At 40.4% G+C, this 14,131-nt stretch carries 18 protein-coding genes and 1 riboswitch; of the genes, 7 read left to right on the forward strand and 11 right to left on the reverse strand.

From position 1 onward, the window contains the following. Positions 1 to 72 precede the first annotated feature (72 nt). The 5 genes from MHB58_RS16620 to MHB58_RS16640 form a co-directional block, all read right to left on the reverse strand. On the reverse strand, positions 73 to 819 hold the full coding sequence (locus MHB58_RS16620) for an alpha/beta hydrolase (RefSeq protein WP_008408961.1): 747 nt from the start codon (positions 817 to 819) through the stop codon (positions 73 to 75). Positions 820 to 1,142: 323 nt separating this feature from the next. Beyond that, a complete protein-coding gene (locus MHB58_RS16625) occupies positions 1,143 to 1,811 on the reverse strand; it encodes a hypothetical protein (RefSeq protein WP_340735672.1) in 669 nt (222 codons plus the stop codon). A gap of 28 nt (positions 1,812 to 1,839) precedes the next feature. Continuing rightward, the gene (sipW, locus tag MHB58_RS16630; RefSeq protein ID WP_339263162.1) at positions 1,840 to 2,454 is read right to left on the reverse strand and encodes a signal peptidase I SipW; all 615 of its coding nucleotides are present in this window, start codon (positions 2,452 to 2,454) and stop codon (positions 1,840 to 1,842) included. Positions 2,455 to 2,562: 108 nt separating this feature from the next. Then, positions 2,563 to 3,282 carry a hypothetical protein gene (locus MHB58_RS16635; protein WP_340735673.1) on the reverse strand — a complete coding sequence of 240 codons (720 nt, stop codon included), beginning with the start codon at positions 3,280 to 3,282 and terminating at the stop codon, positions 2,563 to 2,565. 275 nt (positions 3,283 to 3,557) lie between these two features. Next, entirely contained in the window at positions 3,558 to 4,160 is a 603-nt protein-coding gene (locus tag MHB58_RS16640; protein ID WP_340735674.1) for a CalY family protein, read from the reverse strand. A 758-nt stretch (positions 4,161 to 4,918) separates the two neighbouring features. After that, positions 4,919 to 5,002: riboswitch (cyclic di-GMP riboswitch) on the forward strand. A 56-nt stretch (positions 5,003 to 5,058) separates the two neighbouring features. Between MHB58_RS16640 and MHB58_RS16645 the strand changes: the two genes are divergently transcribed. Continuing rightward, positions 5,059 to 5,712 (forward strand): response regulator transcription factor, encoded by a 654-nt coding sequence (locus MHB58_RS16645; RefSeq protein ID WP_340735675.1) that lies wholly within the window; start codon positions 5,059 to 5,061, stop codon positions 5,710 to 5,712. A 291-nt stretch (positions 5,713 to 6,003) separates the two neighbouring features. Here MHB58_RS16645 and secG read toward each other — a convergent pair whose 3' ends face one another. The 4 genes from secG to MHB58_RS16665 form a co-directional block, all read right to left on the reverse strand. Next, entirely contained in the window at positions 6,004 to 6,231 is a 228-nt protein-coding gene (secG, locus tag MHB58_RS16650; RefSeq protein WP_008408959.1) for a preprotein translocase subunit SecG, read from the reverse strand. 114 nt (positions 6,232 to 6,345) lie between these two features. Beyond that, on the reverse strand, positions 6,346 to 7,191 hold the full coding sequence (locus MHB58_RS16655; protein ID WP_340735676.1) for an ABC transporter ATP-binding protein: 846 nt from the start codon (positions 7,189 to 7,191) through the stop codon (positions 6,346 to 6,348). Beyond that, positions 7,188 to 8,189 carry a FecCD family ABC transporter permease gene (locus MHB58_RS16660; RefSeq protein WP_340735677.1) on the reverse strand — a complete coding sequence of 334 codons (1,002 nt, stop codon included), beginning with the start codon at positions 8,187 to 8,189 and terminating at the stop codon, positions 7,188 to 7,190. Before MHB58_RS16660 ends, MHB58_RS16655 begins: the two co-directional genes overlap by 4 nt. Positions 8,190 to 8,203: 14 nt before the next feature. Next, positions 8,204 to 9,334, reverse strand: coding sequence for an ABC transporter substrate-binding protein (locus tag MHB58_RS16665; protein ID WP_340735678.1), 1,131 nt, complete (start codon positions 9,332 to 9,334; stop codon positions 8,204 to 8,206). A 178-nt stretch (positions 9,335 to 9,512) separates the two neighbouring features. Here MHB58_RS16665 and MHB58_RS16670 point away from each other — a divergent pair, with 178 nt between their 5' ends. Both MHB58_RS16670 and MHB58_RS16675 read left to right on the forward strand, forming a co-directional pair. Beyond that, complete coding sequence (locus tag MHB58_RS16670) at positions 9,513 to 10,157, forward strand: phosphate starvation-inducible protein PhoH (protein ID WP_340735679.1); 645 nt, start codon at positions 9,513 to 9,515, stop codon at positions 10,155 to 10,157. Then, complete coding sequence (locus tag MHB58_RS16675) at positions 10,154 to 10,765, forward strand: hypothetical protein (RefSeq protein WP_340735680.1); 612 nt, start codon at positions 10,154 to 10,156, stop codon at positions 10,763 to 10,765. The genes MHB58_RS16670 and MHB58_RS16675 overlap by 4 nt, the downstream gene beginning before the upstream one ends. 58 nt (positions 10,766 to 10,823) lie before the next feature. On the opposite strand, the gene MHB58_RS16680 is transcribed toward MHB58_RS16675, so the two are convergent. Next, a complete protein-coding gene (locus MHB58_RS16680; RefSeq protein ID WP_156732632.1) occupies positions 10,824 to 11,081 on the reverse strand; it encodes a hypothetical protein in 258 nt (85 codons plus the stop codon). Positions 11,082 to 11,263: 182 nt separating this feature from the next. Between MHB58_RS16680 and MHB58_RS16685 the strand changes: the two genes are divergently transcribed. Together MHB58_RS16685 and MHB58_RS16690 are read left to right on the forward strand one after the other, a co-directional pair. After that, positions 11,264 to 12,193 carry a nuclease-related domain-containing protein gene (locus tag MHB58_RS16685; RefSeq protein ID WP_340735681.1) on the forward strand — a complete coding sequence of 310 codons (930 nt, stop codon included), beginning with the start codon at positions 11,264 to 11,266 and terminating at the stop codon, positions 12,191 to 12,193. 25 nt (positions 12,194 to 12,218) lie between these two features. Beyond that, a complete protein-coding gene (locus MHB58_RS16690) occupies positions 12,219 to 12,509 on the forward strand; it encodes a transposase (RefSeq protein WP_340735682.1) in 291 nt (96 codons plus the stop codon). A 57-nt stretch (positions 12,510 to 12,566) separates the two neighbouring features. Here the strand turns inward: MHB58_RS16690 and MHB58_RS16695 are convergent, their stop codons facing one another. After that, entirely contained in the window at positions 12,567 to 12,743 is a 177-nt protein-coding gene (locus tag MHB58_RS16695) for a phosphomannomutase (RefSeq protein WP_340735683.1), read from the reverse strand. Between the two features lie 162 nt (positions 12,744 to 12,905). On the opposite strand from MHB58_RS16695, the gene MHB58_RS16700 reads away from it, so the two are divergent. Both MHB58_RS16700 and MHB58_RS16705 read left to right on the forward strand, forming a co-directional pair. Beyond that, positions 12,906 to 13,208, forward strand: coding sequence for a transposase (locus MHB58_RS16700; protein WP_014822792.1), 303 nt, complete (start codon positions 12,906 to 12,908; stop codon positions 13,206 to 13,208). Further along, the gene (locus MHB58_RS16705; RefSeq protein WP_081483418.1) at positions 13,205 to 14,095 is read left to right on the forward strand and encodes an IS3 family transposase; all 891 of its coding nucleotides are present in this window, start codon (positions 13,205 to 13,207) and stop codon (positions 14,093 to 14,095) included. The genes MHB58_RS16700 and MHB58_RS16705 overlap by 4 nt, the downstream gene beginning before the upstream one ends. Positions 14,096 to 14,131: the final 36 nt, after the last annotated feature.

Genomic DNA, 14,131 nt, shown 5'->3' on the forward strand with positions numbered 1-14,131 from the left:
TAGAGTCGAAACTCCACTTCAATCAACTACTAAACGTTTATAAATAAGCTGAACAAAAATTTATTCACACCATTAGACTATCCAATCTAACGAATTTAAAAACGTGAGAACTTCTTCATGAAGCTGGTCTTTTTCTTTGTCGAGTGTGATGACGTGGCCCGAATGCTCATACCAGCTGATTTTTTTGTCGATCGATTCGACGGTATCATAAATAATATTGGCTGAATCGGGGTTGATGACTTTGTCGTTGCGCGATTGGATTACCAAAATCGGCGCATATAGTAAGTCGATTGTCTCTCGTACATCGTAAATTAATTGCTGCAGTTCTGGCAGTGATGCCATTCCCTGCTGCTTGATTGCTTCAATCTCTAATTCAATTTCCTGTTCATTTTTACCTTGTTGTTTTTTATATTGTTTTGCATATTCAAGTACGCCTTCAAACATAATGTCTGTCGTGCGCATCGTCATCGGCGAGCACATTGTGACAACGCCTTTCACCGGATGACTTGTCGCAAGCTTGAGTGAAAATACGCCACCGAGCGATAACCCTGCAACGGCGATTTCTTCATAGCCTGCCTCTTTTAATTGAGTATACCCGTTTTTTACATCTTGCCACCATTCTTCGGGATTTGAGACAATGAGTTCTTCTGGCGGAACACCATGTCCTTTATAATGTGGGGCAAGTGATGTGTAGCCGTGCTTTTCCAAAAAGCGTCCAAGCATCCGCACATCTGCCGAACTCCCTGTAAACCCATGTAATAATAGTACCGCTCTCGGTCCTGCCTGAAAGAAGAACGGTGAAGACAAAGCTGATTTCATACTGATTGCTCCCGTCTTGTTCCATAATATGAAAGATCCGATTCAATCACACCATTGAATCGTGGAAAACTTTTCATTTCTTTCTTCTATTATACTGTGTTTGGGCCCACACTAAAAGAAAAAGCCCAACCAAGCATTAAATGCTTGGTTAGGCGTTTAATTTCAATCCACTAAAATTTTGTAATAGCGAGCGGTAACATGTAGAAAGCTACAAAAAGAACTAGTCTTTTCTATATTTACGGTTACCTACTTTAAAAATGGAAAAGCTACAAAGGCAAGTAATACAACCCCTCAGCAGCTTTTCAACATTCTAATTTATAAGGTTATTGGACTAATCTCAATTTTCTGTAATAAATGATGATGACCATGACGATTCCGCCTACCACAAGAGCCCCACAGAGTAATAGATAATTTATTAGGTTTGTTGAACTGTCAGGCAAAATCGAACCCCCCGGTGACATTGGACTTCCTAAGCTGGAAATCTGCCCTATAATTTCTTCCTGAACCGGCTCGCTTTCATCTCCTTCAGCTGTAAAAGTGAAAGCAAATGAAGATTGAAGTGCTTGAAATTCATTTCCGAGATGTTCCGGAAAGCGAATCGTTACTTCCAGATTTTCCTCGTTGCCAGTTGTCAGTTTTCTTAGTGGCAATGATTTAAAGTTAGCCAATTTGTCTTGAAATAGTTCATCGTCACCAGCTTTGATCTCCAACAGCAGCTCATTAAACAGCTTTTCATCTCCACTATTTTGTAGCTGCATTTGATATTCAAAATCTTTACTCCCGATATTCTTTACTGTAATTGTCCTAGGCGCCCAATCACCCGGCTTCATATTACTAACTTCAAATAGAGTATCTGTCGGTGTGATACTGATGTCTATTTCTTTAACTTCCGTATCATCATTTTCACCCTCTGCATACACACTAGTAAAGGGAGATAACGATACCCAACTAAAAAGTAAAAGAAGCGGTAAAATTTGAAACAGTTTTTTCATATAATGCCTCCATATCCTTGCAATCGATTCAAGATGTGCTTTTTCCAGTATCTTCTGCAATTACTTCAGCTTGTTTTCTTTGAGGAATTTCAATTAAAGAGATAGCTTTCCAAAGTGTAAATGCTGAGTATAAAAGTAAAAGCAGACCTGGAACGATTAATAAAAATGCTCCGTTTTTCGAAGAAGCAAAGTTATTGAAGTACCCTACATACGGCATTGTGAAGCCAGTGTATTGAGCCACAACATTCTCCGCCATAACCGGATTCATATCTTCCGCATTGTTGTTATCACCTTTTGTACGGTAAAGTACAGAATCGCCATTTTTAACTACTTCCGTAATGCGGTGAGTAATCAACATATCTTCTGCTTCCTGGAAAGTGATGACATCGCCTTCTTTATAGTTAGTTTTATCTTCCGCAATTTTAACAGCGATAATGGAACCTGTTTGAATTCCTGGTTCCATGGATCCCGAAAGTACTGTTTTTAATTGGTACCCGAAAAATTGTGGTTCTCCACCCGATGCTTTTGAAACAACCACGATGAAAGCTAAGCTAATTAGTAACGTCATTAAAATAGCTGTAATAATATTATTTACCCATTTCATTATTTTCCCATTTGCTGTTTTTTTCTTTGTACTTCTCACTCATACCACCCTTTTCATGATATTTGTTATTTAATATTTCACTATCGCTGTTTTAGTCGACACCAATTTTTACAGTTCTAGCATTTATGAACTCTCATCAGATTTGTTCTAATCGTTACTTTTCGGTGGATTTGGACTTTCATTGTTCGGTTTCTGCCCTTCATTCTCTTTAATTTTATCCCCACCTGTCTTAACCCCATCTTCTTTATTCACTGCTTTTTCCTCAGTGATTGATTCGTTTGGCGGTTTGGCTTCCTTTTCTTTTTCAGTAGCCGGTGTTTCTGTGTTTTCCGGTGCGTTTTCTTTTCCATTTTCTTTTTCTTTTTCAGTAGCCGGTGTTTTTACTTCTTCGGCTGTTTTTTCTTTTTCTGCCTTTTCTTTATCAACAGCAGGCTCTTTAATATCCTCTGCTGACTTTTCCTCTTTATCTTTTTCAGTAGCTGGTACTTCCTCATCTTCTGCAGCTTTTTCTTCATCTTCATCTTTACAATTGATTGTTACTTTTTCAGTTGATTCAGGTGCAGCTGTTTTCTTACAATCCACTTCTTTAGATTTATCTGTTTCAACTTCTCCCTCTTTTGCATCACTTAAATCTCCGCAATCAATCTCAACTTCTTCGCCGATTATTGCATCTTTCACGGTAACTACTGAAGCATCAGTAGCCTTGCCTTCAGGAGTTGGCGCGGATTCATCGCCCGGTACTTTAGCAGTCGAATCTTCCATACCGCAGGCAATCACCGGAATTTCGGGAACCTCCCAGATGTCGGCAGTAATGGTTCCTGTAATTACAGACTGGCTACTGAAATTCGCGGAGGTGTCGGACGACATATAAGCGACACCAAAAATGGCTAAATAACAAATAAGTGTAACTTTTAAATAGAGGATAAGATTACGCTTTTTTTTCTTATATCTGCCTCTAGGTCTAGGGTTCAATCCGATACCGCCTTTCTGATTTCTAAGATTGGAATTTCCTTAAATATATTCCTCAAAACACAAAAACTATTTAATTTATACGTTGAGAAATATATATAAGGAAAATTTCCGACGGATTGTTACATAAAACAAGGGAGGAGAAGGGCTCTCCTCCCTGAATACTAATATTATTATTTTGCTGTTCCAGCTGTTTGTTTTGCATCGAATGTCCATTCAAGCTGTAAAGAATCGCCTTGGAAAACATTTTGATCTTTTGTATTGTCGACAAATTCGAATTTGACAGTAAGTTTGTCACTAGTACCTGCTTTTAGGCCGTCATTTTCTCCACCAAATAACCAGCCTAATACATCTCTATCTACTACGTCTGTACTAGACAACGCTTTTAAAGTCGTTTCATGAATCACTTCAGTCTTTTTGTCGTTATTCACCAAAAACTGCACTTTAATATGCTCGCCTAAATCTGCACCGGCGTTATTATTATTTGTATCAGTGACATTATATTTAGAAGTTAATAATACCTTCGCTACATCTAGGCTTCCCGTGTTATTAAGATTAAATTCACGCGTCATTGTATCACCAGGTTTAATATTCGTTACATTAATAATCGCATTGTCTGCGTTATTACCTTTTACATTAATATCCAACGTACCTGCAGCAAAAACACTGTTATTTACATCCACATCATTGAAATATGCATAAGTTCCCCCGCCGATCATGCTTACAGCTAGTGCTCCAGTTGCGATACCCATTGCTAGTTTCTTTTTGATACTCATTTTAAATTCCTCCAATTAGTTTTTAGTTTTTTTTTGCCTCTTCCCTGGATCGTATAAGAAAGTCATCTTTCTCGACGTTGGGTACGAGTTTTCTTACAGATTGATAAATTGCACCAAATTCATAGTATTGCAACTAAATGAATGTCTTCCCCCTTTGTACTTCACTTTTCGACTATGAAAGTGGAACTAACTTCAGTATAGACATAACCAAAAATTTCCTCTCCCCTCGAACGGGTGATATTTGGCCATTTGTCATTCTACTTTTGAACTTATCCCATGGTATACTTTCGTGTTACTCCATATACTACCAAGTGGTTATGTAACTACTATAACCATTGAAATAACAACGATTCTTTATGGTCATATGTAAAAATATTGCTTTGAATCTGTCACTCTCATTCATAACTTGGCATCCTGTTACTTATATTTTTTGCTTCTTGTAATTTGACACATAGTCCATATGACTTGCTCCCCACCATAACTTTTTACAGTTATTTACAACAAAAACAGATATGAAACGACGAAATAAACAATAAGATTCCAAAGAAAGTGCTTATGTACAAATATAGTTTGACAAAAACAACCTTCAATTCAAAATATAATTAAAGATAGTTTTTTACATTTTGCATTTGGATTCAGGGTCACTTTGAAATTAATTTCAAATATTTTATCCGTAGTAAATTCCACAGAAAAAAATCTGAGAATTCCACCATCTGATTATCCTTCTAATAGACACACTACTTAATTACTGAAAAACATTTACAATGGGAGACTATGAAGTACATCCTTTAATTGGGCACCTTGGATGTATGGAGTCAGTGGTGCAACCGGCCTCACAACATTTGAAAGTCATTTGTTAAGAGCACTCTTTTTATTCGAGTGAGGAGGCAATTTATTGATGAAAATTTTATTAGTAGATGATCAAGCAATCATCCGCAGAGGATTAGTTTCCATTTTATCGTCGGATGATAAAATGAAATTTATCAGCGAAGCCAGCAATACACAAGAAGCTCTTGAAATGCTTCAAAAAGAAACGCCGGATTTGGCTATTATTAATTTTCAAGTAGGAGATGAATGTGGATTAAAATTGATTAATGAAGCAAGGAAATTAGGTTGCACCTGCAAATTCGCGATTCTAACCTTTTCAAAAGATTATGATTCGTTCCAACGTGCAATGGCAATGGATGTGGTGGGATATATCTCACTTAATTCACACCCTGAAGAACTCATTTATGCCATTCAAATTATTCAAAAGGGACGTAAATATTATGATCCCGACTTAATAGATAAGCTCATACAAACACAAAAGGAGTCTTCAGTAGATGATAGCCGTCTTGCGCTCCTCACGACTAAGGAAAAAGAAGTAATGCAAAAACTAGGGATGGGCTATTCTAATAAACAAATAGCTCACAGTCTTTATATTTCGGAAAATACGGTAAAAAAACATGTAAGTCAGGTATTATCAAAATTGGAGCTTGGTGATCGTACGCAAGTTGCGCTCTTTGCAAACGAAACAGGATTGGTTCAATTTAAACAAAATGTTGTAGTTTAAATTTTTGACCTATTTCATTAATCTAGCATTTCTTATTAATTACTGAAATTTCAAATACTCTAGAATTCCACTATGTAAAAAAACTGATAAACTGTTGGTCCAAAAGAAAAAGCCTAACCTCGCACTATGCTTGGTTAGGCGTTTAATTTTACTCTAATCAATTACGCCTCGGCGTAATTGCGTCTAGATTCGGCTTTGTGCCAGCACAAAGAATTCCATTACCGAATCCATGACATCTGCCAGAGGCCATACTTCTTTTAGCTGGTGTATGAACACCTGCTGAAAGAAGTTTTAGAATTTCGTAATGGCCAAAGCCAATACGAAGAATGCAACAGAAAGAACGATTGTTGTGCGGTGAAGGACTAGATCCATTCCGCGAGCTTTCTGCTTACCGAATAGTTGCTCAGCTCCACCAGAGATGGCACCTGATAAACCAGCGCTTTTACCTGATTGTAATAATACAACTACGATTAAGGCTATCGCTACGATAATAAGTAATACTGTAAATAACGTATGCATTTGCTCCACCTCCTAAGTATGGACGTCACAATACAAATTAGTATATCAAAATGAGGGAGCCATTACAATATTTCTTGGAAATGAACATCATATTTTATCCAACATTCCCCATTCTTATTCAAAACTGTTAAAGCGGCATTCGCTTATATCTCGTTTTGCCGCCAATGCAAGTGGTACCATCGTTTCAAATAGAAGATCCTCTTCTTCAAAGATCAATTTGCGCAGGTCAATATTGAAGTATTCCTTCATCCGCGATTCGGTCATCACTTCATGAACCGCACCGATGACCGCCTTTTTCTCCTTCGCAATCATCAATACTTGATCCGCCAAATAGAACGCATGATTCGGATAGTGGGTGTTGATAATACATGAAATCCTATGCTCTTTCGCCAGGCGTTTTAATGTTTCCAAAATGACAACCTGCTTTTGCACATCCAAATGCGATTCCGGTTCATCCAGTATTAAAATTTCCGGATTCGATACAAGCGTTCTTGCGATTAGCGCCAGCTGCAGTTCCCCGCCGCTCACTTCATTGCACGACTTTTTCGCCAAGTGCACAATGCCTACTTCATTTAATGCTTCATGCGCCTTTTCATAGTCTTCCTTGCGCGGCTTTGACAATGAACCGATATACGGCGCACGTCCCATCACCACCAAGTCTTCAATCGAAAAGCCGAATACCATTTTATGCGCCTGCGGAACATAGCCGATTTTCTTCCAAAGCTCGTTTTGCGAAACTTTTGCAAGCGGTACATCATCGATCAATGTTTCCCCGACACGCCAGTCCTGCAAGCCGGTAATGCATTTTAACAGCGTCGTTTTTCCTGCGCCGTTTGGACCGAGAATTGCCATAATCTGGCCTGGTTCCAGTGTAAAGCTAATGTTCGATTCATAGATGAACGGCTTTACTTCCTTCTTTTTCGCATAGCAGAAGTTGCCTTCTCGTACTTCTATTTTCATGACCAGCTACCTCCTGTACGACGTAAAAGATATGCAAAGAACGGTGCCCCGACAATTGCCGTCAAGATCGACAACGGGATTTCCGCTGCTGTTACCGAACGGGCCAATGTATCGATAATAAGTAAATACGCGCCGCCCAGTGCAATCGACATCGGCAGTACGCGTTCATTGTTGCTGCCGACAAACATCCTTGCGATATGCGGGATAATTAAGCCGACCCAGCCGACAATCCCCGCAACGGCAACGGCCGCCGCTGTACAAAGCGTCGCCCCTGCAATGACAAGCCACTTCATGCGCACAACATTAATTCCTAAAGACTTCGCCTCATCATCCGGCAATGTTAGTAAATTGATACGCCAGCGCAGTGCCAGCAAAATGAGCATTCCGACTAGAATAATTGGTCCTGCTGTCCATAAATCACGGTAAGAAGCCGTTCCCAAACTTCCCATTAGCCAATACGTAATCGCAGGTAGTTTTTCTTCCGGGTCGGCCACAAATTTCGTTAACGAGATCAGCGCATTAAACAATGCACTTGTCACAACCCCTGCCAGTACAAGCATAAAGATCGGCATATTGCGTCCAGCCCCGCCGATCATATATGTAAATGCGATGGCCGCTAAACCAAAGACCAGCGCAAAACCTTGTGTCACATAACCATTGCCAAACAGTAAAATTCCGATAGAAGCACCAAAACCGGCACCCGCAGCGACTCCTAAAATATCCGCGCTTACTAATGGATTGGCGAACATCCCCTGGAATGCAGCACCTGAAATGGAAAGCCCCGCACCGATCAATAGTGCTAGGATAATACGCGGCAGCCGAACGGTCATGACTACGTTATATTCCATTTGTGTCCACGTTTCATCTATCGGGAAAATATGCGAACCGAGGATTTTGACCACTGTTACAAAATCGACTTCAAACCTGCCGATGCCAAGCGAAGCAATCGCAAGTACAAGCGGCAATCCCCACAGTAAAATACTTTTCCACTTTTTCATGAGCGTCCCTCATTCTAATACTTCGCAGCGTCAGAAGATGGGTGTAGAATCTGTTCTACTTCTTCGTCCGTTACGTCATATCCGTAAAAATCTTTATAGTAATTTTTAATTTCAGCATTCATATCATAGTCGAATAGCTCAGGCTGGTTGTTGCTTGCCAGCCATTTCAGCATTAGCGGTGCATCGCCACTTGGCGGGAACCAGCGATAAATCCCCAGTGGAATTTTGTACACTTGCTTATTTTTCACCGCTTCCACTTCACTCCAGTCCTGACCTGGAATCGTGTTGTTATATAAATCTTCCGGCTGGATTTCCGTAAAGTTCGTTAAGTAGATGATTTCCGGATTCCAATTGTAGATCTGCTCCATGTTCACATCTTTGCGTCCTGTCACATCGTTTTCCGCAACGTCATTTGCTCCCGTTGCGTTCAGCCATTGATTGCCGAAGAAGTTTTTGCCGCCTACCGTAATCGCCTGCTCGGATAACTGATACATCATTAATGCATTCGGCTTTTGTTCTTTCGTTAAGCCATCGATTTTTTCGTAAATTTCGTTTTGCACAGTTGTACCGATTTCAATGAATTTGTCCGCACGCTCAGTTGTGCTCGCAATTTCACCCGTCAGCTTTAGCCAGCTGTTGAATGTCGCAAGGGGCTCTGCTGCCGCTGCGTCGATTGCTTTAATCGCAACTGTATTGATCCCCGCATTACGTGCCTGCTCAATTGATTTTTCATCCGTTGCAATTTCAAAGAACACATCCGGGTTGATTTTCATTAATTCCTCGACGTTCATTTCCCCATTTTGGACGAATGACGTATCCGCGTTCAAAATGTCCGGTGCCATTTTCGATAAAATCGAGTTTTCCGCAGCATTGTAAGAGTTCGGGTGCATTCCCACGATTTCTTTTGCTGAATTTGTTGCGACATACCATGTATGGAAGTACGGTAAAATTCCGCCCGATACGATCGAGTTCACTTCAGCGGGAATCGTTACTTCTGTACCTGCCTGATCGATGACGATTTTTTCTTCTGCAGTCGTTTGTACTTCTCCGCCTGAAGTTGAAGTTGTTGCCTCTTTATCTGAACATGCTGCTAGCGCCATTGAAGCGAGTGCCAGCGTTGTCAAAATTGCCTTACGTCCTGCCATTGTTTTCTCTCCTTAGACATCATCCGTTTTCACGAAATTATTATTTTAATAAAATATTATTTGATTTCGTAACAAGATTGAGTATAATTGATAATGATTTTCAATGTCAATGAAGATTCAGTTCTCAAATGAGAATTTGTATCAATTAATTAAATTTACAGGATTAAAGGAGATTTTTATGTCTGAATATAAAATTGTAAAACTGGACGGCGGACATGCATTCAGCCTAGAGGGGCGTGCTATGAACGTTTCCAATGAACCAATGGACCATGTAACATTCATCGACCAGTATGAAATTTCGACTGCCGACCTTTCCGAGTTCAATGTGATGGTCGTAACGGACTTCATCGATCAGGAACATCTTTATGAGCACAAACAAGTGATTGAAAACTTCTTGAATGAAGGAAAAATTATTATTGCCAACACACATATTTTCCGTCCTTGGCTGCCAGGTGCCGGTCTGTTTACGCCAAAGGAAATTAAGTCACATGCGGATTATGTAATGGAACCTGCAGCGGCAGGTACATTTTATGACGGGGTTGAAATGATGGAGCTTACATACCGTAAAGGCGTTTCCGGCTTCTATGCGCGCGGCTCTCATCCTGTTGTCAACAAGGAATCGGAAATCGTGCTGCAATATACGGACGGCACACCAATCGTCTTCATCGACCGCACGGCAACAAAAGGAACGGTTGTCGCAGCATCTTGCCGTGATTTCCTGACGTACGCAACAGGTGTAAACTCGACGCAGCTGATCGCACCGCAGTTTTTAGCTTGGCTCGATCAAGAATTATTACGTTTGAAAGAAGGATCTAAAGCATGAGAAAAATAGCCGTTTTATATAGTGGTCACGCACCTCATTACGTGACATTCAATACGCCGAAATTCAAACAGTACTTCGAGAAAATCATCTATTTACCACGCTTTGTCGAAGAAGATTTGGAAGGTATGGACGTACTGATCGTGCCTTCTCAATTGCACAACAAATTATTGCTGGGAGCAGCACCTGCAATCCGACGCTATGCGGATAACGGCGGTGTTGTCGTAGCATTCGGACCTCAGCCATGGCAATGGATTCCAGGGCAAAACTGGGAAACGCGCCCGACGAACTTCTGGTGGTGGCTTGAAAAAGATGCGGACAGCGGTTTACGTATGGTTGCACCGGATTACCCGTTATTCCGTGACGGTTTCTTGGATGAAGCTGGCTGCACATGGCATCAGCACGGCGTATTCCACTTACAGGAAGGCATGCAGTCACTGATCGATATGAAGGACGGCGGTTCATTACTGTATGTCGATAAAGTCAGCTCAAAAGGTACGTGGATTGTAACGACACTTGACCCGGACTTCCATTTCGGGTCGTACTTCATGCCGGCAACGGAGAAATTCATGGACGGCTTCTTCCCGTGGTTAGCCTTCGGGGAAATCTGAGGAATTGAAAAAAGCATGGCACCCGCAATTGAATGCGAGCACCATGCTTTTTTATTTATTAGTCGTTGCTGTTGTCATCTTTGTTGTCGTCTGTATTGTCGTCAACAGTGCCATCAGTGTTGTCGTCTGTATTGTCATCTAAGTTGTCATCAGTGTTGTCGTTGTTGTCGTCACCGTCAACGTCTAACTCGACATTTGTATCGTCATTGTTGTCTTCCATTAGACCGTCATCCGTACCGTCGTCAACATTGTTGTCGATGTTCGTATCATCTTCATCATTACAAGCTGCAAGTGATAATGATAGTAACAACGTCATCATTAGAGTAGGTGTCTTTTTAAGTTTCATATTGTAATAGCCTCCTTTGGTGTATGCTTTATGATTCCCCGATTTATAAAAGAAAAACATTTTTAGTAATTTTCTTCGCAAAAAGATATTTTTAGGCATTGTATTTTCTTCTCGATTTACATTCGCTATAGTAAAATGAGGAGGTGAAAATCGTGCAGCAATCAAGGCATTATTTATTTGTCAAAACATTGTTGAATCGCATGAAAATGGATGATTTGGATGCACCGGCAATCGAGCAGGAATTTTACCGATTGGAAGCCGGCTTATCAGGAGAACAAAAGCTGAAACGGCTGCTCTCGGACTATCATTTTAAATCCGCTTCCCATATTTTTTATAATTTCGAGTGCATTAATTCAAAAGGTTTTACCCATCAAATGGACGCTTTGCTCATTACGCCGCATTTTGTCGTCGTAATGGAAGTAAAACAAATCTCCGGTACCCTTTTCTACAAACCGGCCCTCCATGAATTTTCCCGTGTTCAGGAGAATGTCAGCGAAAACTTCCCCAACCCGTTTGACCAAGCATATCGTCACCAGCTTTTTTTGGAGCATCAATTTAAAGCGTGGCAAATTTCCATCCCCGTTCACCACATCGTCGTACTCGCCAATCACCGCGCCACACTTGACCATTCGCTCACCAATTTCCCGATTATGCATATGAGCGGCATCCCGAGATTCATCGAAAAACTTTATAGACAGCACCCGAATCCCCGTGCGAATATTACTTTTCTGCAAAACCATTTAGAACAGCTTTACGAACAGCTTCCCCCTCGCCGTACGATTGAAAGACACCGGTTACGCAATGGCGTTCTCTGTAAGGCATGCGATTATGTCAATGAAATGCATTATCGGCAAGGCTATTTTATTTGTCCGGTGTGCGGAGGGAAAAGTAAAGAAGCGTTGTACGAAACTTTTCTGCAATATCGTATTTTAGTCGGCCCCCGCATAACGAATAAAGAGTTCCGGGAGTTTTTTAATATTTCGTGTCTCCATATTGCTTCGAAACTGTTGGCGAAAGCCGGCCTGGAAAAGCACGGGGTGAATAAAGGAGCGTATTATTTGATTCCGGAAAAGTTTGAGTAAATACTTATAAAAGGATGTGACACATATGAATGAAAAACAAAATCGTAAACGTGTAGATGCACAAACAAAAGAGGTCATTATTAAATCTGTTACAGAAGATGGCGCAAAAGTGGCTGATATTGCCGGTCTATATGATGTAGGCCCTTCCACGATTCATCGGTGGGTGAAGGAACACCGGCAGTCACTAACAGGCTTGGTTTCCGAGAGTGAAGCAGAAAAGATAAAAGCAGCATATGAAAAGAAAATACGTGCGCTGGAAGAAGAGAATGAGATTTTGAGAAAAGCGATCCATGTATTTTCGGATATTGAACGATGAGTTACGAGAGGCAGCCCCCACATTCGTTGCGTGGATGTGGGGGGCTTGTGTAATTTTCTAATATATCCGAATAAGTTCTAATATAAATTTATTTGTTCTAATAAATGGCTGATTTTCTAATATAAGTGCGGTTTGTTCTAATAAGTGTTCTAGATGTTCAAATAAAGTATCTGCATCTTCTAATATCCTGCCACTATTTTCAAATAAACCACTCGATTGTTCTAATAAAATCAAATCTGCCTTTCTCCCCGCCTATTGCCACCGACAATTCACCCACTCTACACCTCAAATTCAAGGAATTCTAATATCCATCCCACTTGTGAGGTTAGTATAAAAAATGGACACGTCTTAAGAGACACTTTAAGATTAAGATATCTAAAAAAGGACGTGGAACCGATGAAAGAAAAACAAACTCGTAAGCGATTAGACGCACAAACAAAAGAATACATTTTAAAGTCTGTTTTAGAAGATGGCGCAAAAGTTTCAGATCTGGCATTTAAGTTTGAAATTGGGTCTTCAACGATCCATAAATGGATTAAAGATTATCGTGAATCGAAAAATCAGGATGTCACACGATACTTTACTTCTAGCGAAGTAGATAAGTTGCAGGCAGCGTTTGATAAGAAGTTACGTGATTTGGAAGAAGAGAATGAAATTCTAAAAAAGGCTATGCACATCTTCGCGAAAAACCCCGAGTGATTTATGCATTCATTGAAAAGCATAAAAACGACTTTGGCATTGCGATGATGTGTAAAGTATTGATGGTTTCAAAAAGCGGTTATTATGATTGGCGTAAAAAACAGATACAGCCCTTATCGGAAAAAGAAGTACGTGATACAGAAATTGCCTATCAGATTCATCGATCGTATGCGAGGAGTTTTGGTACATACGGTAGCCCTCGCATTGCGCAAGACTTAGCGAGTTTAGGTTATGTCTGTTCGCAAAAGAAAATTGCGAATATGATGCGAAACCTTGGGTTAAGTGCCGTAATCCCGAAAACTGTTCAACGAACAACGGATTCCAATCACCATCAATTTATTTATCCGAATCTAGTCAAACGTCAATTTCAAGTAAAAGAGAAAAATAAAGTATGGGTCGCAGATATAACTTATATTCGAACACTGGAGGGGTGGGTGTATCTTGCGTCCATCATGGATTTATATTCTCGTAAAATCGTCGGCTGGGCCATCGCAGATCATATGGAAGAAACATTAGTAGATCAAGCCTTGAAGCATGCATTAGCAGTTCGAAAACCCGAGAAGGGATTAGTTCATCATTCAGATCGAGGCGCACAATATTGTGCCACAAGCTATACAAGAACTTTAAAAGAACATGGGATTAAAATTAGCATGAGTCGTAAAGGAGATCCCTATGACAATGCGTGTATTGAATCCTTCCACGCCACAATCAAAAAAGAATGGATCTATCGTCACCGTTTCGAATCCAAAAAAGAAGCACGAAAGAGCGTGGAGTCATATATCGTAAACTTTTACAATGAACGACGACGTCATTCAACAATCGGTTATTTATCACCAAACCAATTTGAGAGAAATCAACAGGAGTCAGTTTGTCAAAATGCCTCATAAAGTTCTCTTACAGGGTTTTCATCCCTCCATGCTCAG

Source organism: Solibacillus sp. FSL K6-1554, assembly GCF_038005185.1.
In the GTDB taxonomy this organism is placed as follows: Bacteria; Bacillota; Bacilli; order Bacillales_A; family Planococcaceae; genus Solibacillus; species Solibacillus silvestris.